The following is a 22,492-nucleotide window of genomic DNA, read 5'->3' as shown; positions in this document are numbered from 1 at the left end:
GGAGCGGTGGCAATGGTATTGCCCTTCTTATGGATGATTCTCACCTCGCTAAAAACGTACCAAGAGTCCATTCATGTGCCTCCCGTTTTCATTCCTGAGGAGTTCCAATGGGGGAACTACAAAGAGGTGTTTGGGCTCCTGCCTTTTTTTAAATTTATGTATAATACGGTCATCATCACACTGCTTCGGACTGTCGGCCAGCTGTTTTTGTGTTCGCTTGCAGCCTATGCGTTTGCCCGGATTGAATTTCCCGGCAGAAATGTCCTGTTTTTGTTAGCGCTGACCGTGTTAATGGTACCTGGTCAAGTGTTTTTGCTGCCGCAATATATGATTATGGTAAAGTTGGGCTGGCTCAATACCCTGTCGGCTGTTGTTGTGCCGGGATTGTTTAGCGCTTTCGGAACCTTCCTATTGCGCCAATTCTTTATGGGGCTGCCAAAGGAATTGGAGGAGGCTGCAAGGCTTGATGGCTGCAACCATTTCCAAATCTATTGGAAAATCATGCTGCCACTCGCGAAACCGGGGTTAATTGCACTGGGGATTTTCACGACGCTTTGGAGCTGGAACGAATTGATGTGGCCAATGATTGTCAACAGCTCGCCGGAATCTATGACTCTATCAGTGGGCTTATCCTCCCTGCAAGGCCAATATTTGACCAATTACCCGATTCTCATGGCTGGCTCTTTCTTGGCGATTCTGCCAATGCTCATCCTATTTATCTTCCTGCAAAGGCAGTTCATTGAAGGAATTGCCGTTACCGGTGGAAAATAAGAATTTGTTCGTAGTTTTTTTGAAACTGTTGGGTTGACCCTACAAGCAAGCGTGTTATAATAAAATTATGAAAATAATGAACTCATAGCATTCTAGTCTATGAGTTTTTCTTTAAATAAACTTGTACCAACAACCCATCCATACATATATAAATATATTTTTACAGTCGAGGTGCTCATTATGAAAAAAGCCATTGGCCTTGATATCGGCGGGACCAAGATTGCCGCGGGAATCATCTCGGAAACGGGTAAATTGCTAAAACGAGCCGAAGTGAAAAGTGATCCTTCAGATAGAGAGCACATGTTTACTAGAGTCGTTGAAGTGGTAGAACAGGTTCTGAACGATTCTTCTTTTTCGATTACTGACATAGAAGGTATTGGTGTCGGCGTACCGGGCAAGGTAGACAGGGAAAACGGTATTGCTGTTTTTCAAAATAATCTGCCATGGGCCCAGTTTCCTGTCTCTGACCGCCTTAGGGACCAATTTGGACTCGAGCGAATTGAAATTGACAATGATGTCTATACGGCCGCCTTTGCCGAGTGGAAGGCTGCCGGCGGCAACAAAAATGAAACGTTTGTTTATGTAACGATTAGCACGGGCATCTCCTGTGCGATCCTTCATCAAGGTTCCTTTTTCCGGGGGGCGGGTTTTGCCGGAGAGTTTGGATTAATTCCGATTCTATCAAAGGCACGCGGTCCGAAATGGGGGCGATTGGAAAAAGCGGCTGCTGGGCCGGCAATTGCAAAACTAGCTGAAACAGTGCTGGAGGAGACCCTATCAACTAAAGATGTTTTTGAGCGCTATCAAGCTGGAGTGCCTGAGTATCAGCCAATCATCGATGAAGTAACGGATTATTGGGCCCAGGGTCTCTATTCGATTTCCTGTCTATTAGATCCGCATCAAATCGTGTTTGGCGGCAGCGTGATCGCCAATAATCCTTTTTTACTTGAAATCATAAAAGAAAAACTAAAATCCTATCAAATTTCTGAACAACAGCATGTGTTAAACCGGATGTCCGTCAGTACCATCAAGCAGGATAACGGCATCGTCGGTGCGGGCCTCAGGGTATTTGAAGAAAATTAGGGGAGTGTCGAGAATGTTTACGTTAAGTTTGGAAAAATTAAAGCCGTTAGGTGCGGAAATTACCACTGCGGAAATTAAACAGCAGCCTGAATTATGGGCAGAAACGTTTACACTTTATAATGAGAAAATTGAAAAAATCCAAACGTTTTTGCAGAACATAACAGAAAAGCATGCGCGTGTTCGGGTTATTTTTACAGGGGCTGGAACTTCCGCCTATGTTGGCGACACCGTTACTCCATATTTAAAAGGAAAAGTCGATGAAAAACAGTGGGATGTGCAGAGTGTTCCAACGACAGCGATTGTCTCCAACCCTTATCAATTTTTGAAAGCCGATATCCCGACTTTGCTGGTTTCTTTTGCTAGAAGCGGCAACAGTCCGGAAAGTGTGGCGACCGTTGAGCTTGCACAGCAAATCGTCACGAATCTCTATCAAATCACGATTACCTGCTCAAAGGATGGGCAACTGGCCCAGCGGGCAGCAGGGGATGACGAGAATCTTCTATTATTAATGCCGGAAAAATCCAATGACCAGGGCTTTGCGATGACGGGAAGCTACACCTGTATGGCCTTAACGGCTCTGCTAATTTTTGATTCCTTATCAGATGAAGAAAAAGGACAGATTGTCAAAACCATCCGCGTCATGGGTGAAAGTGTTATCTGCAGAGAAGCGGAAATTGAAAAAATGGTTGGAGTCGATTTTGAGCGGATTATTTATCTTGGATCAGGCGGCTTTGAAGGCTTGGCGAGGGAAGCACAGTTGAAAATTCTTGAACTGACTGCTGGAAAAATTGCTACCGCTTTTGATTCATCGCTTGGATTCCGTCACGGTCCGAAGTCATTTGTGAATGATCAAGCTGTCATATTCACGTTTGTGTCCAACCAGCCTTATACCCGCCGGTACGATTTGGATATGTTAAATGAATTGAAGCAGGACCAGGTTGCGAGCCTCATTTGTGCGATCAGCGTCGACGGGGACAGCAATTATTCGGGTGACAGCTTCTTATTTGACCGTGAAGCGGGCATTGTACCGGATGCTTACCTGTCACTGCCATTTGTGATGGTTGGGCAGACTATCGCTCTGCTATCTTCCATAAAAGTAGGGAATACACCGGATACGCCATCACCGAGCGGAACCGTTAATCGGGTGGTTAAGGGAGTAACTATTCACGAGTACAAAAATTAAGAAGGATGTCATCCGCATCCATTATTCATAGAGGTGCAGGTATGGAGCTATTTATTTATGCAGATCAGTTTTTTCTTGAGGATGGGGTGGCAGGCCCTGGTTATCTGGAAATCAAAGAGGGGAAATTCTTTTATTACCATCATGAACTGCCGAATCCATCTGCGACAGTCATCGATTATTCCGGCTATTGGATTGCTCCGGGTTTGGTTGATACGCATATTCATGGCTTCCAAAACCACGATGTCATGGACAAGGACCTAGAGGGGTTAAAGGCAATTTCCGAGGGGCTGCTCTCGTGCGGTGTGACCTCGTTTTTGCCAACCACACTGACCTCTTCCACGGAGGCATTGAACGATGTGGTCACGATGATTGGCGAACATTATTCAAGCGTTCAAGGAGCGAAAATCAGAGGAATCTTTTTAGAAGGTCCATTTTTTACAGAAAAACATAAAGGCGCTCAAAACACAAAATATTTCTGTGACCCTTCAGTTGAAAAGCTTGAAACCTGGCAAGCCAAATCGAATCGTTTCATCAAAAAAATTGCGCTTGCTCCTGAACGGAATGGGGCACTCCAATTCATCGAACATGCCGTGAAGGATCAGGTAACGGTGGCGTTAGCGCATAGTGATGCCACCTATGAAGAGGCAAAGCAGGCGGTTGAAAAGGGTGCATCGATCTTTGTTCATACCTTTAACGGCATGAGCGGCTTGCATCATCGTGAGCCGGGGATGGCAGGTGCGGCGATGGCTCTGCCGGATGTGTTTGCGGAAATTATTTGTGATGGTCACCATGTCCATCCTGCAGCCGCCAATATTTTAATGAATGCCCGGGGCAGGAAGGATACGGTTCTGGTTACTGATTGCATGATGGCAGGCGGGATGCCGGATGGCCGTTATCAGCTCGGTGAATTTCCAGTCATAGTGAAGGAAGGGGCCGCACGCCTAGAAAGTGGAAGTTTGGCTGGAAGTATTTTGCGATTAATTGATGCGGTCAAAAATGTTGTCGACTGGGGGATTGCAACCCCTGAGGAAGCTATCTATATGGCAAGTACCGCACCTGCGAAAAGCATTCAACTGGACGAGGAATGCGGCAAAATCGCAAGCGGTCTTGCAGCCGATTTTATTGTGCTGACGCCAGAAATGGAGCTTCTGGCTACGTACATTGACGGTGTTTGCCGGTACAAGGCCGAAAACTTTACGCAGGAAGAGGGAGTTCGATGATTTTAACGGTCACGATGAACCCATCTGTTGATATTTCTTATCCAATCCCACATTTCAAGCTCGATGATGTAAACCGGGTCGAAGCTGCCAGCAAAACTGCAGGCGGCAAGGGCTTAAATGTGACCCGCGTCATCAAGCAGCTGGGCGAGGGCGTGCTGGCGACCGGCGTGCTGGGCGGAATGATTGGCGAATACATCGTTCAGGAATTGACGAAAAACGAGATTGAAAACAATTTTTTAAAAATAAACCAAGAATCAAGAAACTGCATTGCGATTCTCCATGACGGCAAGCAGACGGAAATTTTGGAAGCAGGCCCCACCTTGACGAATGAAGATGGGTCTGCCTTTCTAGCAAAATACGAAACCCTGCTGTCTAGTGTTTCCTTAGTGACCATTTCGGGCAGTTTACCGAAAGGTCTGCCTTCTACCTTTTACCGGCAGATGGTAGAGATGGGCCGGGACAAGGGGATTCCAGTCATTGTGGATACATCAGGGGAGTCGCTGCGGCAAGTTCTATTACATAATGTAAAGCCATTTGCCATTAAGCCCAATATCACGGAGCTAACGCAGCTACTCGGCAGGGAAGTGGAACAAAGCATTAGCAGCCTGTCGCAGGCGTTAGAAGACGACATGTTTCAGGGGATCGAGTGGATTGTTGTATCTATGGGAGGGGCTGGGGCCTTTGTTAAGCACGGTTCAGATTTTTACCGGGTTACCATCCCTCCGATTGATGTGGTGAATCCAGTCGGTTCCGGTGATGCAACGGTAGCTGGGCTTGCTGTCGCTCTGAAACACAAGCAGCCCGCCCTGGTTGTGCTGAAAACGGCGATGACCACAGGAATGTTAAATACAATGGAAGCAGCCACAGGCCATATTAATACAGCTAATTTCAGCCAATTTTTCGAATTGGTTCAAGTGGAAAAAATAGATTACTAGAGGTGATTGACCATGTTTAAGCTAACAAAAAATAAACAAGATGCCCTTAAACGTTTGTCAGATGAAAATGGGATCATTGGTGCATTGGCAATTGACCAGCGCGGTTCCTTGAAGAAAATGATTGCCTCCGGCAGCAAAAGTCCAGTTGGCGATGAGGGTATTGTCCGCTTTAAACAATTAGTTTCTGAAGAACTGACACCCTATGCAACTTCGATTCTATTAGACCCGGAATATGGCCTCCCTGCCGCTAAAGTCCGTCATCCGGAAGCGGGCTTATTAGTGGCCTATGAAAAAACAGGCTACGATGCGACCGCTGTGGGCCGCTTGCCTGATTTATTGGCGGACTGGTCGGTACGGCGCCTGAAGGAAGCGGGCGCGGATGCAGTAAAATTCCTGCTGTATTATGATGTGGATGAAGATCCAAAAATTAATGAATACAAGCATGTTTATATGGAGCGTGTAGGCTCTGAGTGTGTCGCAGAGGATATTCCGTTCTTCCTTGAGATTGTTACCTACGATGCTAAAAACGATGATGTGAAAAGCTTGGAGTATGCGAAAGTGAAGCCGCATAAAGTCATTGAGGCGATGAGAGAATTCTCAAAGCCGCAGTACCAGGTGGACGTCTTAAAGGTAGAAGTGCCTGTTGATATGAACTTTGTGGAAGGGTATACGGACGAGGAAGTCGCTTATTCGAAGGAAGAGGCAGCCGGCTATTTCAAGGAGCAAAGCGAGGTAACCGACCTTCCGTTTATCTTCTTAAGCGCCGGTGTAAGTGCCCAATTGTTCCAGGAAACATTGAAATTTGCCAAGGCATCCGGCTCCACCTTTAACGGTGTCTTATGTGGCCGTGCCACCTGGAAGAACGGCGTTGCTCCATTTGCCGAACAAGGTGAAGAATCTGGCCGTGCCTGGCTTCAAGAATCAGGCCGAAAAAACATTCAAGAACTAAACGCTGTCTTGAAAGAAACAGCGAGACCATGGTTTGAGAAAATTTCATAATGACGGATTCAAAAGCGCATGGGGACGGTTCTTTTGCTTGAAGCAATAGAACCGTCCCCATGTTTCACTTTTTGCTTTTTGTTTTTTTTCCTTTGTTTTTCATTGCGTTTTTGGCATTACGGTATTGTGTGGGTGATTGGTTGGTTACCCGCTTAAAGGATTGGGCAAAGAAGGACTGGGATGAAAAGCCGGTAATTGTTGCAATATCGGAAATTGGGTAGTTGGTCGTTTCCAGCAAAATTTTACTTTCCCTGATGCGGGTTTGAATCAGATATTCAATGGGAGAAACTCCGACTGATTTCTTGAAGGAATGGGCAAGGTAGTATTTATTCATATGGCCGACTTCTGCCAGTGTATCGAGATTAATGTCCTCGCGAAAGTACAGTTTTATGTAGTTCTTAATGAACGCGACATCTTTACTGATTTTCTTCGAAGAAGTTTTCTCCAAGTGGAATACTTTTTTTCTCATCATTCGGAGCAATATCATTTCCACGATGTTCTGAATGATTAACTCATAATCTTCCTTCTGTTTTTCCACTTCCTCCATTAATTGCTGAAGGAAAAAAAGATAGATTTCCTGGTCCTGTTTGAAATTGAGAAAGGTCACCTGGGCCCCCGGGTCATCCGGTGAAGAGAAAGCGAGCCCTAAAATTCCAAATGCGATGTATTCAAGCGGCTGTTCAGGACAGGATTTTTCCGTGTGCTCGACATTAGGATTAATGACAATCACATCATGCTCTTTTACAGGAATCTCTTCTTTAGAGAAAACAAACGTCCCTTTCCCCTTAGTAATATACAAAAGCTCTGTAAAATGGTGAGTATGATTGGTGCTGTGCCAATCCTTGTCATATTTTGCTTTTGTTACATAGAGAAGTTTTACCGGGAGACGGCCGCGCATCGACTGAGGAATTTCATATACTTCATTGGACAAATTAATCTCTCCTTCTTGCTGGAGCCTATTACCTAATAGTATAAATTTTTTAGTGAATTATTACAATGAAAAGCAAGATATCTAAAAAAGAGAACAAGATGTTTATTGTGGAAGCGCTTTTTATTTTTATATACTTTTTCTATAAATAGTAAAAAAGGAGGATGAGCAAGATGAAAAAGAAAGTTCTGTTGGCTGGTATGTCAGCTTTGTTATCTTTTAGTTTAATAGCCTGCCAAAGTAATAGCGCTAGCAATACTGAGGGCGGTAAGGATTCAAAGAAACAAACACTTCATGTGGCTGCACTGGAGTCTGCTTATGGGAAAGACATGTGGACAAAGGTAATTGATGCTTACGAAGAAGCTAATCCTAATGTGAATGTCAAATTATCAGCAGATAAAAACCTCGAAGAAGTGATCAGTCCGAACATGAAAGCGGGAAACTATCCAGATGTAGTCCTGCTTGCAACTGGAAGAAAACTAGCACTAACTGAAACGTTGATCAAAGATAAGGCGTTAGAAGATATTACTGATGTTTTTAATAAGAACGTTTATGGCGAGGATGTCAAAGTAAAGGATAAGCTGGTGCCGGGCTTTACTGATACTCTTGCTACGAATCCTTATAATGACGGCAAAACCTATATGGCGCCAATGTTTTATAGCCCAACAGGATTGTTCTATAATGCCGCTTTATTGAAAGAAAAAGGCTGGGAAGTACCAAAGACCTGGGATGAAATGTGGGCGCTTGGAGATAAAGCGAAAGCGGAAGGAATCTCTTTGTTCACTTACCCTACTACAGGCTACTTTGATGCCTTCTTCTATTCTCTGCTATTAGAAGCAGGGGGATCAGATTTTTACAATAAAGCCATGACCTATAAAGACGGCATTTGGGAATCTAAAGAAGCAACGAAGGCATTTGACATAGTTGGTAAGCTGGCAAAATATACAGAGCCAACTACCGTTGCTAATGCTAATGACAAAGACTATAAGAAAAACCAACAATTAATACTTGATAACAAAGCCCTTTTCATGCCAAATGGTACATGGGTTGTCGGTGAAATGAAAGATGCACCGAGAGCGGATGGCTTCGAATGGGGAATGACGGCACTTCCGGCTATTGAAGACAGCGGCGACCGTTATGCTTTTACGTTCTTTGAACAAATGTGGATTCCTGCTCAAGCGAAGAATAAAGAAGCAGCAAAGGATTTCTTAACATTTGTGTATTCTGATAAAGCCGCTGCTATTTTTGCAGAAGCAGACGCGATTCAGCCAATTGAAGGAATTTCCAAGAATTTAAGCGGCGACAATCAACTTTTCTACAGCATTTATGATAATGGAGCAAAGGCTGGTATGGGCGGATTTGCGGCAACAGAATCGGTAGAGGGTGTCAGCATGGCAGATGTTCTATTCAGAACCATTGACAGTATTGTTTCCGGCGATAAGACGGTAAAAGAGTGGCAGGATGCCGTTGAAAAAGCAAGTGACAAATTGCGTGCTGCATTAAAGTAAACGAGTTTCATAGAGTTTCACTAAATAACGGTGAGCAGCCTTCCTCACCGTTATCTTTATTAATAGAGGTGATTGCCATGAGCAAGACATTGGAAAAAAGGATATTTATTTGTGTTTGTACCGTGCCGGCACTCATTTTGCTTGCTGTGTTTATGATTGTGCCTACGGTTGAGGTATTCAGGATGTCCTTATATAAGTGGGGCGGATTTTCCAACAATAAGGTATTTGTCGGCCTGGATAACTTCAAAATTCTCTGGGAAGATCTCAACTTCATTCGTTCTCTTCAAAATAGTATCGTCTTGATTGTTTTTGTCACACTTATCACGATGGTCCTAGCGATCTTGTTTGCAACGCTATTGACGAGAGAAAAGATAAAGGGCAACGGCTTCTTCCGAATTATTTTCTATATCCCTAACATTCTATCAATCGTGGTTATCGCGGGGATTTTCTCGGCTGTCTATGACCCCGCAACAGGCTTGCTAAATAATCTGTTTGCCTTGTTCAATCTCGATCATCTGCAAAAAATGTGGCTTGGCGACCAAAAGATTGCCATTTACAGCATCGGCGGGGCGCTTATTTGGCAGGCAATCGGTTATTACATGGTCATGTATATGGCCAGTATTGCGAATATCCCAGAGAGCTTTTATGAAGCGTCGGCATTAGAAGGGGCCGGACGAATCAGGCAATTCTTCAGCATTACCCTGCCGCTTATATGGAATAACATTCGAACTACCTTAACCTTCTTTATTATAAGTACGATTAATTTAAGCTTTCTTCTCGTTCAGGCGATGACCGGCGGAGGGCCTGATGGGGCGACGGAAGTATTTTTAAGCTATATGTATAAACAAGCTTATACCAACTCTTCCTATGGCTACGGTATGGCGATTGGTGTGGTCATCTTCTTATTCTCATTCGCACTATCGGCTATCATCAGCCGTATTACTAATCGGGACGTGCTTGAGTATTAGGGGGTCCATAAATCATGAAAAAACAAACAGGAATGAATGCTGAAAAAGTCTATCGCTTATTTATTTATGTAGCACTGATTACATTAGCAGTTTCTATTATTGTTCCGGTTGCCTGGGTGTTCCTAGCTTCGGTAAAACAAAACAAAGAATTTTACGGAAGCCCTTGGGCAGCGCCGGAAGGGTTTTATTTTCAAAATTTTATCGATGCTTTCCAAAAAGCGAACATGGGCACATATATGCTGAACTCCATGATGGTTACCGCCTTGGCACTGTTGATCTTGTTAGTAGTGGCCCTGCCGGCTGCGTATGTGCTGGCAAGATACACGTTTAGAGGCAGCAAGTTGATGAATTCTTTATTTAAAGCGGGCCTATTTATCAATGTGAACTATATTGTTGTTCCCATTTTCTTGATGCTGTTGGATGGAGATACCTTTTTGCGGGACCAGTTCGGCGGCGGCTTCCTGCTCGACAATCTTTTTGTTTTAGCCGTGGTCTATGCGGCTACTGCCTTGCCGTTTACCGTGTATCTATTATCCAGTTATTTTCAAACCTTGCCGTCTACATATGAGGAAGCGGCGCTGGTTGATGGTGCCGGTTATTTTAAAACGATGATTCGAATCATGATTCCAATGGCCCGGCCAAGTATTGTTGCAGTAATCTTATTTAATTTTCTGGCCTTTTGGAATGAATACATTATTGCCTTGACCTTGATTCCGGGTCCAAATAAGACACTGCCTGTCGGTCTGATGAACTTGATGGCCGCACAGAAATCGGCTGCAAATTATGGTCAAATGTATGCGGGAATGGTGCTCGTCATGCTGCCAACCTTAATTTTATATATCATTGTGCAAAAGAAATTAACACAAGGGATGACCCTTGGAGGATTAAAAGACTAGGGTGAGGAGGATTTACAATGAATAAGACTAGAGGGCGCGTTACCCTGCCAAGTGAGGAAAATTTTCTAAACGAAACAAAAGAATTGATGGAACGCTGGGGAGCGGATGCCATTCGCGATAGTGACGGAACGAAATTGGATGACGATATTAAGCAGTTAGATGCCAAAATTTATACGACTTATTTTGTGGCCCGGGGACATAATGACTTTGCCGAGAACCGCATAGAAGAATGCCAGCAGCTATATTTGATGAGCTTGTTTAACACTGCAGTATCAGAAACAGTGGAAATTGATTTTATGAAAGGCTATTTTACCGAGCAAGTACAGCCGGATTACATCCATGATCCAAAGAAATACTGGGAGGTCATCGATCGGACAACCGGAGAAATTGTGGAACCAGATAATTGGGAAGTAGATGAAGAAAACAATTGTGTCATGGTGAAGAAGGCGATTCCTTGGCATGAGTATACGGTATCCTTCTTAGTTTTCGCGATTTGGGATCCAACCCATATGTACAATCATATCACCAACAATTGGGGCGACAAGCCGCACGACATCCCGTTTGATGTCAGGGGGCCGCATTCCAATGAATATATGAGAAGCTTTTTAACACAATGGCTGAGGGATAATCCAGATACGGATGTCGTCCGATTCACCACGTTTTTCTATCATTTTACGCTTGTGTTCAATAATCTCGGCAAAGAGAAATTTGTGGATTGGTTTGGATATGGGGCGAGTGTGTCTGTCGCTGCATTGGATGCCTTTGAAAAAGAAAAAGGCTACCGGTTACGCCCGGAAGACATTGTGGACCAAGGGTACTACAATACCTCATTTCGCGTTCCTACTCCAGCCTTTTTGGATTATATGGATTTTATCCAAAAATTTGTCGCCGAGGAAGCGAAAAAACTGGTTGATCTTGTCCATGAGAGCGGAAAGGAAGCCATGATGTTCCTTGGCGACAACTGGATTGGCACTGAGCCGTATGGAAAATATTTTGAAAAGATTGGCTTAGATGCGGTTGTCGGGAGTGTGGGCGGCGGCGCGACGCTTCGGATGATAGCGGACATTCCGCATGTCCGCTATACCGAAGGACGCTTCCTGCCATATTTTTTCCCGGATACCTTTTATGATGGGAACAACCCGGTGCTTGAAGCCAATGAAAACTGGTTGACGGCACGTCGGGCGATTTTGCGAAATCCGGTGGACCGCATCGGCTATGGTGGTTACTTGAGTTTAGCTTATAAATTCCCTGAATTTGTGGCTTATATTGAAAAGGTAACCGATGAATTCCGGGAAATTTATGACACGATTAAGGGGGTGAAACCTTACAGTGGTTTGAAGGTTGCCATCCTGAATTCGTGGGGCAAACTGAGAACCTGGCAAGCCCATATGGTGGCGCATGCCTTATGGTATAAACAAATTTATTCGTATTTAGGTGTCCTCGAATCCTTAAGCGGAGCAGCTGTGGATGTATCGTTTATTAGCTTTGATGATGTGATTTCCGACGGGGTGCCTGAAGATGTCGATGTCATCATTAATGCTGGTGATGAAGGGACGGCTTTTTCCGGCGGGGAATACTGGAAAAATGAAAAGCTCGTTTCAGCCATTCGCTCCTGGATTTATAACGGCGGCGGTTTCATTGGGATTGGCGAACCAACTGCTTGTCAGCATGAAGGCCACTATTTCCAATTGGCAACGGCCTTAGGTGTAGACAAGGAACTGGGCTTCAGTTTATCAATGGACAAATATTTTGTACATCCAGTCAAGGAGCATTTTATTTCTGCTGACACCACCACTTTTGATTTTGGTGAAAGTATGAAAAATATTTATGCGTTGACCGAGCACACGGAAATAATTGAGTATTCCAATGGGGAAATCCATCTTTCAGCACATCCGTTTGGAGCAGGCCGAACCGTTTATATTGCGGGGCTTCCTTACAGTGAGGAGAATTCCCGATTATTAATGCGGGCATTATACTATGCGGCAAATAAAGAGGCGGATTTCAAAAAATGGCATGCAGACAACATCTATTGTGAAGTCCACGCCTACCCATCGATTCGAAAAATGGCCATTGTTAATAATTCGATGGAAGAGCAAACAACGGTTGTCTATGATGGCGAGGGAAAGTGCAAAACGGTGACATTAGTACCGAGTGAAATACGGTGGGAGGCTTTTCCGAATGAAGGATAAGGTGTTGGTGGTGGTTAAACTAGTTGTATTTTTCCTTTGCCTTGCGCTGATTATGATCGGCCAAAAGACACCTGGAAAATTCGAACTTGGCCTGATGTTAATTGGATTGGCCGGTCTCTTGGGGCTGCTATATGACTACAATCGGAGATATGTATGACCTAAAACAGGGACAACTTTATGATTGAGACTTGGTGGGGCGGTAAAACGCCCCAAATTTATTTGGAAAAAACGGCTTGTTAAGCTAAGAGGTGAACAAATTGATTCATCATTTAATTCAACAATTAATCTATCAATCAGCTGCAGTTCAATTACTGGATCCGCAGGATGAAATATATGCCCGCAATCAACTTTTGTCTCTTTTTCATCTCGATGAATTTCAAGAAGTAGATATAGTCGAGGAGAGGGATATTAACATTCCTTATTTACTTGAACACCTGATTGACTATGCGTGTTCACATAGAATCATAGACGATCTTTTTGATAAAAAAGAAATTTTTGCCGGCAAAATCATGAACTGTGTCATGGCCAGACCCTCCACAGTTAATCAGCTTTTTCATGATCACTATCTGAAAAGCCCGCAACTGGCAACTGATTATTTTTATGAGCTAAGCAAGAATAGTAACTATATCCAATTGGAGCGGATTTGCAAAAACATCGAATATAAGGTCAGTACAGATTATGGAGAGTTAGATATTACGATTAATGTATCGAAGCCCGAGAAAGACCCGAGAAATATTGAACTTGAACAGAAGGTTAAAAGCGGTGATTACCCTAAATGCCTGCTTTGCATTGAGAATGAAGGGTATGCTGGAAGGATCAGTCATCCCGCCCGTTCAAATCACCGGATGATTCGGGTGAACTTACTGGGGGAGAATTGGTATTTACAATTTTCGCCGTATGTTTACTATCAAGAGCATTGTATTTTGCTTTCTGAAAAGCATACGGATATGAAAATCAGCCCGGATACGTTTTTACGTTTATTAACGTTTGTGGAACAGTTTCCTCATTATTTTCTTGGCTCGAATGCGGATTTGCCGATAGTGGGCGGCTCGATCCTTTCCCATGAACATTATCAAGGCGGCCGGTACGAATTTGCGATGGCAAAGGCTGAAGCGGACTGGCACTTTGAAATGGCAGGATTTCCCGATGTTATTTGTTCTGTGGTTAAATGGCCGATGTCTGTGATTCGTTTGCGTTGTAAGCAAATTCATCCCCTCGTGGAAGCAGGGGCCAAGATTTTAAATGAATGGCAAAATTATTCCGATGAAACCCTCGGAATCATTTCAAGAACGGGTGAGACTTTGCATAATACCATTACCCCGATTGCGAGGAAGAAGGGGGAAGTGTTTGAACTAGATCTGGTTCTTCGGAACAATCGGACGAATGAGGAGCATCCGCTTGGAATCTTTCATCCCCATACTGATGTACACCATATCAAAAAAGAAAATATCGGTTTAATTGAAGTCATGGGTCTGGCCGTTTTACCGGCGCGTTTAAAACAGGAGCTCAATGAAGTGGAAAATTACCTTCTTGGGAAGTCAGAAGAAGTGGCTGACAATCATCTAGATTGGGCTAGGGAGTTAAAGGACCGATACAAGGTGACTGACAATGCAGTCAATGTTCACTCTTTCATCCGAGAAGAGGCAGGAAAGAAGTTTTTAAAATGTCTGGAAGATGCTGCTGTCTTTAAACGAAATGAGGATGGAAGAGAAGGCTTTCAGCGTTTTGTCAGGGCTTTCTCGCATATTGTAGAAGTATCATAGGGGACTTTTCGGTAAAAAGGAGGCATTGGCTAGTGATGTCCGCTTTTTTTCTGCATTTAACTAAAAAAGCAATATTTCTAAAAATATGGACAATATCTTTATTGTGAAAGCGGTTTAATAAAAGTAAGCTGATTACAGTAGTAGGCGGTATCTGTTGGCGTTTTTTGGCTAATAGGGATACCGCCTTCTATTAAAATCGTATTTTCAAAGGAGGAGAAACATTGGGCAGGAAGTTTTACAAAAGGGCAACCCATATCCTGATTGCGTTTTTGTTGTGTTTGCCAACCTTCTTGACGGGGTTTATCCCGCCATTAAAGGTGTCAGCAGAAATAACCAATCCATGGGTTACGGTCTCAAACGGAGGAAATGAGGTCAATGAGGTTGCCTTTCAGAATGGAAAGGCCTATGCAAGGCTGGGTTCAGGTTCGTGGAATGACAATGGAGCAAAGGCAGCTATTTTTCAAGAAAAAGATACTGCTGCACAAGAATCAGGAACGATGGAATATATCTTTATTCCAGAGACGAAAGGGGAAGATACGAGATTTGGTTTCTATCCTCACTATATTGATCAGAATAACTTTGTCTTTGTAGGCTATGACTCTTTGGGCTGGTTCTATGAATACAAATATCAGGGCAGCGGAACATGGCTGCAGACAAGACCAAGCGTTCCTCTTCCTGAACCAGGAACTGCGCATTCTATCAAAATTGATTATGCTGGAACACAATTCAATGTAACTTTGGATGGTAAAGATATATTTGGAACTGTCACTTTAGCTGACGCTGTCAAAAACCTGTATACAGGGAAGGAAGCAGTGAAGCTTGGCAGTTATGGCGGAAAAAACAGTATTGTGCTCATGGAACTGGGTGTTGCTCCTAATGATGGCGGCACAGTTCCAGGTGGTGGCGGTACAGACCTTGGTGATGGGGGGCAAGTCCCCGAAGACGGGAAGCTCGTTGATATTTCCGATAACCAGCTGCAAGAAGGGGACTTTAAGGTTATCTCAGGCGATGCAACCGTTACTTATAATGAAGATGGTTCTGCGACATTTAAGGTCACCTCTACGCAAAAGAATCGAATTGTCTACAATCCTATGCAGGGGATCAAGAATGGTGTTTTCGAAGCAGATATCACGCCGGGTACCAATGCGATGAATCGTTTCGGTCTCATCTATCGTGTTCAAAGCCCTTCTGCCTACACCTATGTAGGAACGGGAGACGCGAACAATTTGTATTTTCAAGAGATTTTTGGACCAGCGAACAATTGGACGGCAATGACCTCAGATACGCCGTTAGAAGCAGGTAAAACCTATCATCTGCGCCTTAAATTCATGGATGACCAAGCCACTCTCTACATTAACGATAAAAAGGTTAATACTTGGTCATTGACAGGCGGAGTCGACAAAGCAGGCTTACTAGGATTTGAAAAAAGCCGCGGGGCTGCCGACATCACGATTTCCAACATCAAAATTAAAGAATATGTTCCCCCTAAAGCACCAAATACTCCACCAATAGAAGATACATTACGTTCCAATTATATGGATGTTGTGATTGATGAAGTATTCCCGAGGGTCATTGAATACCGCGTGGGCGACAAGGTCATGAACGGTCAAACATCACCTGTTTACGGATTAAAAGTCAACGGCGTTTTATACTATCCTGAAGTTGCTTTTGAAAAGAAGAGCAAAAGCGAAGCCATGTACACGTTAAAGGTCGTTGATGAATATGAAAATCTTGACGCTGTTTTTAAAGTCTCTTTAAAGGTTCAAAAAAATAAAGTCATTTATACCTTTGAAGAAATCTCGAACACCAAAAGTGCAAAAATTGAATCTGTAGAGTTTGCTGATTTGAACTTTATTTCCGTTAATTCAGCGCAAACCAATTCAAAAGCGAAATTAACGAATCTTAGCAGTGACGTTACTAAACCTGGGGATATCGAAGTTACAGTCGATTCCACGATGGAAGGAGTCGGGACCTCTTCTGGATATTACGCAGCGTTCTTGTCAACTGATCAATTAAGTGCAGGTGTATGGTCCAGTTCAGAAGTAAATGGTTACCAGAACCTAAGGGCCAATCGTTATCAGAATGAAGATGGCACAAAAGCACTGGGCATTGGTTCAAGCATGCTTTACTATCAAAGACCATTTATGCCGGAGCCACAAGCTGGTAAACCAACGATTAAAATTGCTATTGCTGAAGATTTAAATAAGGATAAGGAAATTGACTGGCAGGACGGGGCAATTGCTTACCGTGACATTATGCAGAATATTCCTGGATCGGAGAATGTCAATAATCTTGTTGGTACCCGTATTGCGATGAATTTCGGTTCACAAGTACAACAGCCATTCTTAAAAACATTGGATAATATCAAGAAGGCAGCCTTGGCAACAGATGGATTGGGTCAAGCTGTGCTGTTAAAGGGATATGGAAATGAAGGGCATGACAGTGCACACCCGGATTACGGCGATGTTGGTGAACGGATGGGGGGAGCGGCTGACCTGCAAACTCTAGTCAGCGAAGGCCATAAGTATAATGCTGAACTAGGTGTCCATATTAATGCGCAAGAAACCTATCCAGAAGCTAAAGCATTTAGTGACGATTTTATTGACGGTCCTAATTCTAAAGGATGGGGTTGGTTGGATCAGTCTTACACGATTAATAAATTGAAGGATTTATACTCGGGTACACGGGCTACTAGGCTTGACGAATTAAAGGCCGCTGCCCCAGGACTGGACTTTATTTACTTAGACGTATGGTATCAAGATCAGTGGGAATCGAACCGGATTTCCGAGCAATTCCATAACCGTGGCTGGAGGCTCACAACGGAGTTTGGAACGTCCGTGGCTAATTATTCCACCTGGCAGCACTGGGCAACGGATAAGAACTATGGCGGTCCGGCCAGCAAGGGGATCAACTCAGAAGTTCTCCGCTTTATCAGCAATCACCAAAGGGATTCCTGGGTGCTGAATTGGCCGGAAGCAGGCGGTACAGCTGACCACCCACTGTTAGGCGGCTTTGAATTAGCTGGATTTGAGGGCTGGCAATCGGATAAAAACTTTGACCATTTTATCCGAATGACCTTTGATACCAATCTGCCAACAAAATTTTTACAAAAGTATTATGTGATGGATTGGACCACTGTGGAAGGCGACAGAAGCAAAACCAACTTGGAGAAGGAAATTAAATTACAGGACCCAAGCAACGGAGACGTGGTGGTTGTCACTAGAAAGGATAATTCACGAGAACGTGTGATTACGCTTAACGGAAATGTTATCCTTGATGAAAATAGCTATTTGCTTCCATGGGTTGAACAAGATTTCAAGAACCCAACTCCTAATTCTGAAAAACTATATCACTGGAATTTGAAGGGTGGTACCACTACTTGGACCCTTCCTGACGAGTATAAAGGGTCATCAAAAGTGTATGTCTATAAATTGACTGACCAAGGCCGCACGGATGTGGAAAAAGTCAAGGTTGTTAATAACCAGATTACATTAAAAGCAGAAGCCGCCACACCTTATTTGGTCGTACCTGATAAAAAGGAAAAGGGATTGCAGGTTGATGACTGGAGCAAGGGTGCACATATCTATGATTCAGGTTTTAATTCAGGAACCGTGAAGGATGAACACACAAAGATTGCCGGAGATAAAGAGGCGGTAAGCGTGATCCGTACGAGCAAAACCGGAGATGCCCGCAACCTCAGCAGCGGCGACTATTATTTAAATATCGATAGTCCTTCGAAGGTTACTACGGTGTCAAGAGTGCTCAATGACCTAGAACCGGGCAAGGAATATGTGGCAGAGGTTTATGTAGAGAACAACAGTGATGTGAAAGCCGGTATTGCTATAAATGGCGGAGTAAAGGATGTCAGCAATTATACGCTGCGCAGCCTGCAAAAGAATTATGTAAAGGCTGATTCCCATGCTACGAATGATGGCTACAACAGCAAAATGCAGAGAATGCAAGTAAGCTTTACCGCTACATCTAAAAAGGCAGAATTGATTCTCAGCCGAGAAGCAGGTGAAGGTGTAACTAAGTTTGATGATATCAGAATTGTTCAAAAAACCTTGAATAATGAAGTATCTCCAAATGTGTTTGAGCAGAATTTTGAATCCGTTGCCCAAGGAATTTACCCGTTTGTCATTGGCAATACGGAAGGTGTTGAGGACAATCGAATTCATTTAGCGGAATTGCACGCCCCGTATACTCAAAAAGGCTGGGCAGGCAAAAAATTAGTGGATGATGTTCTTTCCGGAAATTGGTCTGTGAAGGTCAATACAGGAAACAAAGGGTTATTGTATCGAACGATTCCACAGCACTTCCGTTTTGAGCCAGGAGTAACCTATACTGTTTCTTTTGACTACCAGACGACAGCCGGTGCCTATCGATTTATCTCCGGTGATCAAGAAGTCGATGTCCGTAATATTGGAGAGGCAAAGGGATTGTATGTAAATCAAGCCCTTTCAACGTCAACAGATACCAAAAGGGTTGAGTTTACTATCACAGGCTCTGAAAATGGGCAAACCTATATTGGGATTTTCAGTGACGGAGCAAGCCTTAACGGAGATACTGGAGCCGGAACATTCATGCTAGACAACCTTCGAATCGAACGTAACTAAAAAAGGCCAAACAGCCCAGCTTTAAACGTTAACAAGCTGAGCTGTTTGGCCTATTTCCGGTAATGCGGTGGAGTGGCAGGGGTAAAAAGTTTTAGACTATCGTTATCTCTCAGGATCTCCCTAGAATGGTAATTGTAAGCGTTTTAGTTTATAGAAGGGGAAGGAGATGGAAGTAGATGAGAGATTCAAAACACAAGCAGCAAGATTTTCAGCAAGGGAAACAGTATCCTAAAAAAGGGGACAAGCATTATAGGAAACGGTTTGCCGCATTAACATTAACAGCGGCTTTGACGGTGCCATTAACCATTGTACCAACTGATACAATCAGCCCGAAAACGGCATTGGCAGCCTCTAGTACGGCAACAGGCGAGGAGGACCTATCAACTCGTGCCACGCAGCTAGAAAGTGGTGCAAAAGCTCTTGGAATCCCGCTTTTCCTGTTTGAAAACGGTATCCCGAAGACGTTTATGACAGACAAGGGTGCGGCTCTCGAGCTGGATGGCCGCCACTCTAAGGACGGCAAAAATTCGCTGAAATGGAACTACACGAGCGGATCCAGGCTATTCGTCAATGAGAAAATTGGATTTACACCATTTGTCCCCAACAATCAAGACCAATCAATCAAGTCCTTTGTTGTCTGGGTCTATAATGAAAAGCCCGTAAACGACACTGCCACCTTTCAATTTGGCCGAGGCAATCACGTTGACAGCTGGTTTGACATGAACCTGAACTTTACTGGATGGCGGACCGTCTGGGTATCATTTGAACGTGATATGCAGGGAACACCGCACCCGCACATGAACCGCATGACAGTTGTTGCACCTAAATCTGAATCCGGGACATTGTATTTTGACTCCATGATGCTATCAACTCCAATTGACCCGCGGCACCATACCCCGGATGCTCAGGTTCCCTTTGTGAATCCGGACGTGATGGAAGCGGCAAACGCCCATTGGCTTGGTCTTTTGCAGTATTCCAAGCTTACACCTCCAGAACCTCAAACCGAAGTAACCGAAGAGAACTTGGCCGGTATCCGCCAAATCGAAACAAAATTCAAAGAGTTAGTTTTTAAAAAGCAAAAGGTAACAGAAACGCTGCTAGCTGACATTCGCAGCCGCAACAAGTCATTCGGAATATCCCGTGATGAATATGGAATACACGGTGCTTCCCTGTTTATGCCGCATTTTGATCAGGCACCAGCGGCCATAAAGCCTGCCTTTAAAGAGCTTAGCAATACAGCCGATCTTAGAGCTTTCACCGACTTTATGGATTTAGTCGCAAACACGTATCTGTCTGCTGAGGACGAGGCGACCAAAAACGAACTGAAACAGATGTATATCGACTTGGCCGATCATTTGGCGGACCAGGGCTGGGCAGACGGGAGCGGGCAAGGAACAATGCACCATCTAGGCTACAATATCCGCGGGTTTTATTCGTCTGCCTTCCTGATGCGGGATGTTTTAAAAGAAGCGGGCTTACTAGAGCGCACACAAAAAGCCCTGTTCTGGTTAAGCGGAGCGGGAAAGATCTATACGCCTAAAGAAGAGGTTGTCAGCAATATCGATATCTTAAACACCACCTTAAATGGAATGCTGGCCAGTATCCTAGTCCAGGAGGATTCGAAGGAAAAAATTAGAGATATGGAAAGCTTCACCTCTTGGCTGTCACAAGGACTTGTTCCGGCAAATGGATTAGACCCTGCCTTTAAGAAGGACGGCTCAGCCTATCACCATGACAATCATTACCCAGCCTATGCAAAGGATGCCTTCACCGGGGTTACACCGATTATGTATGTATTATCAGGAGGTTCTTTTAGAGTTACCGAGGATGCCCATGAAACATTGAAAAAGGCATTAATGTCGATGCGCCTGTATTCAAACAAAACCCAGTGGCTGATCAGTGTCGCCGGGCGACATCCGGATGGAAAGGGTGCGTTGACACTTCCTCCATTCCGGTATATGGCGTTGGCGGGATCTCCAGACGGAAAAGAGCCGATTGATCATGAAGTGGCGGCCGCTTATTTAAGGCTCATCGACAAGGATGATACATGGTCTAAGCAGTTTAAGCAGCAGGGTATTACGGCAGAGGCAGCCCCAACCGGATTTTGGTCGATGAATTACGCTAATCTTGGCATTCAAAGACGGGACAACTGGCTTGTCGGTGTGAAGGGCTATAGCCGCTATTTATGGGGGAATGAAACCTATCAGGATGCCAATTTATATGGCCGTTATATGTCCTACGGGCAAATGCAAATCATGGGTGCCTCAAATCATCAAGACAGCGGCTATGTGCAGGAAGGCTGGGATTGGAACAACTGGCCAGGGACCACGACGATTCAACTGCCATTTGAAAAATTGCGTTCGGATGTTCGGAACGTCGACCGTTTCAGCGGCTTTGAGGAAATGCTGATTTCTGATGAAACCTATTCCGGAAGCCTAAGCTTTCAAGGACAAAACGGCATGTTCGCGATGAAACTTCATGAGCATCCAAAATATGACGGCTCCCATCGGGCCCGGAAATCCTATTTCTTTTTCGACAATCGGATTGTCGCGCTTGGTTCCGATATTGAAAATAATAACAGCGAATATCCTACGGAAACGACACTGTTCCAAAACTATATGGAAACAGAGGCAGAGCCGGTGTGGATGTCCAGCACAGGTGCGATCTCAGCATTCCCTTATCAAAATCAACTCGCTCTAACCCAAGACGCTTGGCTGGTTGACAACAAGCATAATGGTTTTTATGTACCGTCTGGACAAACCATTTCCATTACGAGGTCACTGCAACAATCCAAGAACCAGAAGGACGGGTCAGACACGTCTGGTAATTTTTCTACCGCTTGGATTGATCATGGGAAAGCACCAAAGGATGGAAAGTACCAGTATGCGGTTTTGGTGAGTACGAATGAAAATCAAATGGCCGAGTTTGCTGCCTCCATGGAAGATCCTGAGAAGACCCCTTACACGGTCCTCCAGCAGAATCGGATGGCCCATATCGTCCAAGACCGTGCAACAGGCATTACAGGCTACGCATTATTTGAAGCAAACGACTCTATCAATCAAGGAATCTTGCGTGCTGCCGATACACCATCGATGGTGATGACGAAGATGGACGGAGAAAAGTTAGTCCTTAGCGCGGTTGACCCTGATTTACGCTTATACGAGGGTACCGAAGCGGATCAATATGATGAAAATGGCGTGCAAAAGGAAGTCAGCATCTATTCACGTACATGGCGCCATGCAGAGAGTATTATGCGCCCAATGAAGCTGACCATTGAAGGAGAATGGACACTTTCGACCACCGATTCCAGAATCAAGATTCTCTCATCAGAGAACGGCCGGACCGTAATAGAATTTGATTGCAAGGATGCAGAACCATTAGAGGTTGTCCTGCAGCCAAAATGAGACGAGGGGACGGTTCTTCTGCTTCAGAA

The 22,492-nt window shown here is 44.3% G+C and carries 15 protein-coding genes; 14 read left to right on the top strand and 1 reads right to left on the bottom strand.

Annotated features, from left to right (window positions below; translation table 11 throughout):
- The first annotated feature begins 12 nt into the window (after positions 1-12).
- From QNN06_RS28375 to lacD, 6 genes are all read left to right on the top strand, one after another.
- The gene (locus QNN06_RS28375; protein ID WP_249366652.1) at positions 13-771 is read left to right on the top strand and encodes a carbohydrate ABC transporter permease; all 759 of its coding nucleotides are present in this window, start codon (positions 13-15) and stop codon (positions 769-771) included.
- Between the two features lie 180 nt (positions 772-951).
- Positions 952-1,854, top strand: a complete 903-nt coding sequence (locus QNN06_RS28370; RefSeq protein WP_213117501.1) for an ROK family protein — start codon at positions 952-954, stop codon at positions 1,852-1,854.
- A 13-nt stretch (positions 1,855-1,867) separates the two neighbouring features.
- The gene (locus QNN06_RS28365; protein WP_213117502.1) at positions 1,868-3,037 is read left to right on the top strand and encodes an SIS domain-containing protein; all 1,170 of its coding nucleotides are present in this window, start codon (positions 1,868-1,870) and stop codon (positions 3,035-3,037) included.
- Positions 3,038-3,078: 41 nt separating this feature from the next.
- A complete protein-coding gene (nagA, locus tag QNN06_RS28360) occupies positions 3,079-4,257 on the top strand; it encodes an N-acetylglucosamine-6-phosphate deacetylase (protein WP_213117503.1) in 1,179 nt (392 codons plus the stop codon).
- Positions 4,254-5,192 (top strand): tagatose-6-phosphate kinase, encoded by a 939-nt coding sequence (gene lacC / locus QNN06_RS28355; protein WP_213117504.1) that lies wholly within the window; start codon positions 4,254-4,256, stop codon positions 5,190-5,192. Before nagA ends, lacC begins: the two co-directional genes overlap by 4 nt.
- 12 nt (positions 5,193-5,204) lie before the next feature.
- Positions 5,205-6,191 (top strand): tagatose-bisphosphate aldolase, encoded by a 987-nt coding sequence (gene lacD / locus QNN06_RS28350; RefSeq protein ID WP_284036485.1) that lies wholly within the window; start codon positions 5,205-5,207, stop codon positions 6,189-6,191.
- Positions 6,192-6,255: 64 nt separating this feature from the next.
- Here lacD and QNN06_RS28345 read toward each other — a convergent pair whose 3' ends face one another.
- Positions 6,256-7,122: an AraC family transcriptional regulator gene (locus tag QNN06_RS28345; protein WP_284036484.1), complete on the bottom strand. Its 867-nt coding sequence runs from the start codon at positions 7,120-7,122 to the stop codon at positions 6,256-6,258.
- 170 nt (positions 7,123-7,292) lie between these two features.
- Here QNN06_RS28345 and QNN06_RS28340 point away from each other — a divergent pair, with 170 nt between their 5' ends.
- The 8 genes from QNN06_RS28340 (at position 7,293) to QNN06_RS28305 (ending at position 22,463) form a co-directional block, all read left to right on the top strand.
- On the top strand, positions 7,293-8,627 hold the full coding sequence (locus QNN06_RS28340; RefSeq protein ID WP_284036483.1) for a carbohydrate ABC transporter substrate-binding protein: 1,335 nt from the start codon (positions 7,293-7,295) through the stop codon (positions 8,625-8,627).
- A gap of 77 nt (positions 8,628-8,704) precedes the next feature.
- A complete protein-coding gene (locus QNN06_RS28335) occupies positions 8,705-9,595 on the top strand; it encodes a carbohydrate ABC transporter permease (protein ID WP_284036482.1) in 891 nt (296 codons plus the stop codon).
- A 14-nt stretch (positions 9,596-9,609) separates the two neighbouring features.
- A complete protein-coding gene (locus QNN06_RS28330) occupies positions 9,610-10,491 on the top strand; it encodes a carbohydrate ABC transporter permease (RefSeq protein WP_284036481.1) in 882 nt (293 codons plus the stop codon).
- A gap of 17 nt (positions 10,492-10,508) precedes the next feature.
- Positions 10,509-12,680: a 1,3-beta-galactosyl-N-acetylhexosamine phosphorylase gene (gnpA, locus tag QNN06_RS28325; protein ID WP_284036480.1), complete on the top strand. Its 2,172-nt coding sequence runs from the start codon at positions 10,509-10,511 to the stop codon at positions 12,678-12,680.
- Entirely contained in the window at positions 12,670-12,837 is a 168-nt protein-coding gene (locus QNN06_RS28320) for a DUF6903 family protein (protein ID WP_217035905.1), read from the top strand. The genes gnpA and QNN06_RS28320 overlap by 11 nt, the downstream gene beginning before the upstream one ends.
- Before the next feature lie 100 nt (positions 12,838-12,937).
- Positions 12,938-14,443 carry a UDP-glucose--hexose-1-phosphate uridylyltransferase gene (galT, locus tag QNN06_RS28315; protein WP_284036479.1) on the top strand — a complete coding sequence of 502 codons (1,506 nt, stop codon included), beginning with the start codon at positions 12,938-12,940 and terminating at the stop codon, positions 14,441-14,443.
- Between the two features lie 221 nt (positions 14,444-14,664).
- Positions 14,665-19,059 carry an endo-alpha-N-acetylgalactosaminidase family protein gene (locus QNN06_RS28310; RefSeq protein WP_284036478.1) on the top strand — a complete coding sequence of 1,465 codons (4,395 nt, stop codon included), beginning with the start codon at positions 14,665-14,667 and terminating at the stop codon, positions 19,057-19,059.
- Positions 19,060-19,235: 176 nt separating this feature from the next.
- Positions 19,236-22,463 carry a chondroitinase family polysaccharide lyase gene (locus QNN06_RS28305; RefSeq protein WP_284036477.1) on the top strand — a complete coding sequence of 1,076 codons (3,228 nt, stop codon included), beginning with the start codon at positions 19,236-19,238 and terminating at the stop codon, positions 22,461-22,463.
- Positions 22,464-22,492 lie beyond the last annotated feature (29 nt).

The sequence above is a fragment of the Neobacillus sp. 114 genome, from assembly GCF_030127045.1.
GTDB classification, from domain to species: domain Bacteria; phylum Bacillota; class Bacilli; order Bacillales; family Cytobacillaceae; genus Neobacillus; species Neobacillus rhizophilus.
The sequence above is the reverse complement of the archived record's forward strand: the minus strand, read 5'-3'. Positions and strand labels throughout refer to the sequence as shown.

What these genes read in the sequence shown, in the direction of transcription:
- QNN06_RS28320 (WP_217035905.1), top strand. Translation starts at nt 12,670, where the DNA reads ATGAAGGATAAGGTGTTGGTGGTGGTTAAACTAGTTGTATTTTTCCTT.
- QNN06_RS28365 (WP_213117502.1), top strand. Translation starts at nt 1,868, where the DNA reads ATGTTTACGTTAAGTTTGGAAAAATTAAAGCCGTTAGGTGCGGAAATT.
- nagA (WP_213117503.1), top strand. Translation starts at nt 3,079, where the DNA reads ATGGAGCTATTTATTTATGCAGATCAGTTTTTTCTTGAGGATGGGGTG.
- QNN06_RS28370 (WP_213117501.1), top strand. Translation starts at nt 952, where the DNA reads ATGAAAAAAGCCATTGGCCTTGATATCGGCGGGACCAAGATTGCCGCG.
- QNN06_RS28340 (WP_284036483.1), top strand. Translation starts at nt 7,293, where the DNA reads ATGAAAAAGAAAGTTCTGTTGGCTGGTATGTCAGCTTTGTTATCTTTT.
- gnpA (WP_284036480.1), top strand. Translation starts at nt 10,509, where the DNA reads ATGAATAAGACTAGAGGGCGCGTTACCCTGCCAAGTGAGGAAAATTTT.
- lacD (WP_284036485.1), top strand. Translation starts at nt 5,205, where the DNA reads ATGTTTAAGCTAACAAAAAATAAACAAGATGCCCTTAAACGTTTGTCA.
- QNN06_RS28375 (WP_249366652.1), top strand. Translation starts at nt 13, where the DNA reads ATGGTATTGCCCTTCTTATGGATGATTCTCACCTCGCTAAAAACGTAC.
- QNN06_RS28330 (WP_284036481.1), top strand. Translation starts at nt 9,610, where the DNA reads ATGAAAAAACAAACAGGAATGAATGCTGAAAAAGTCTATCGCTTATTT.
- lacC (WP_213117504.1), top strand. Translation starts at nt 4,254, where the DNA reads ATGATTTTAACGGTCACGATGAACCCATCTGTTGATATTTCTTATCCA.
- QNN06_RS28335 (WP_284036482.1), top strand. Translation starts at nt 8,705, where the DNA reads ATGAGCAAGACATTGGAAAAAAGGATATTTATTTGTGTTTGTACCGTG.
- QNN06_RS28305 (WP_284036477.1), top strand. Translation starts at nt 19,236, where the DNA reads ATGAGAGATTCAAAACACAAGCAGCAAGATTTTCAGCAAGGGAAACAG.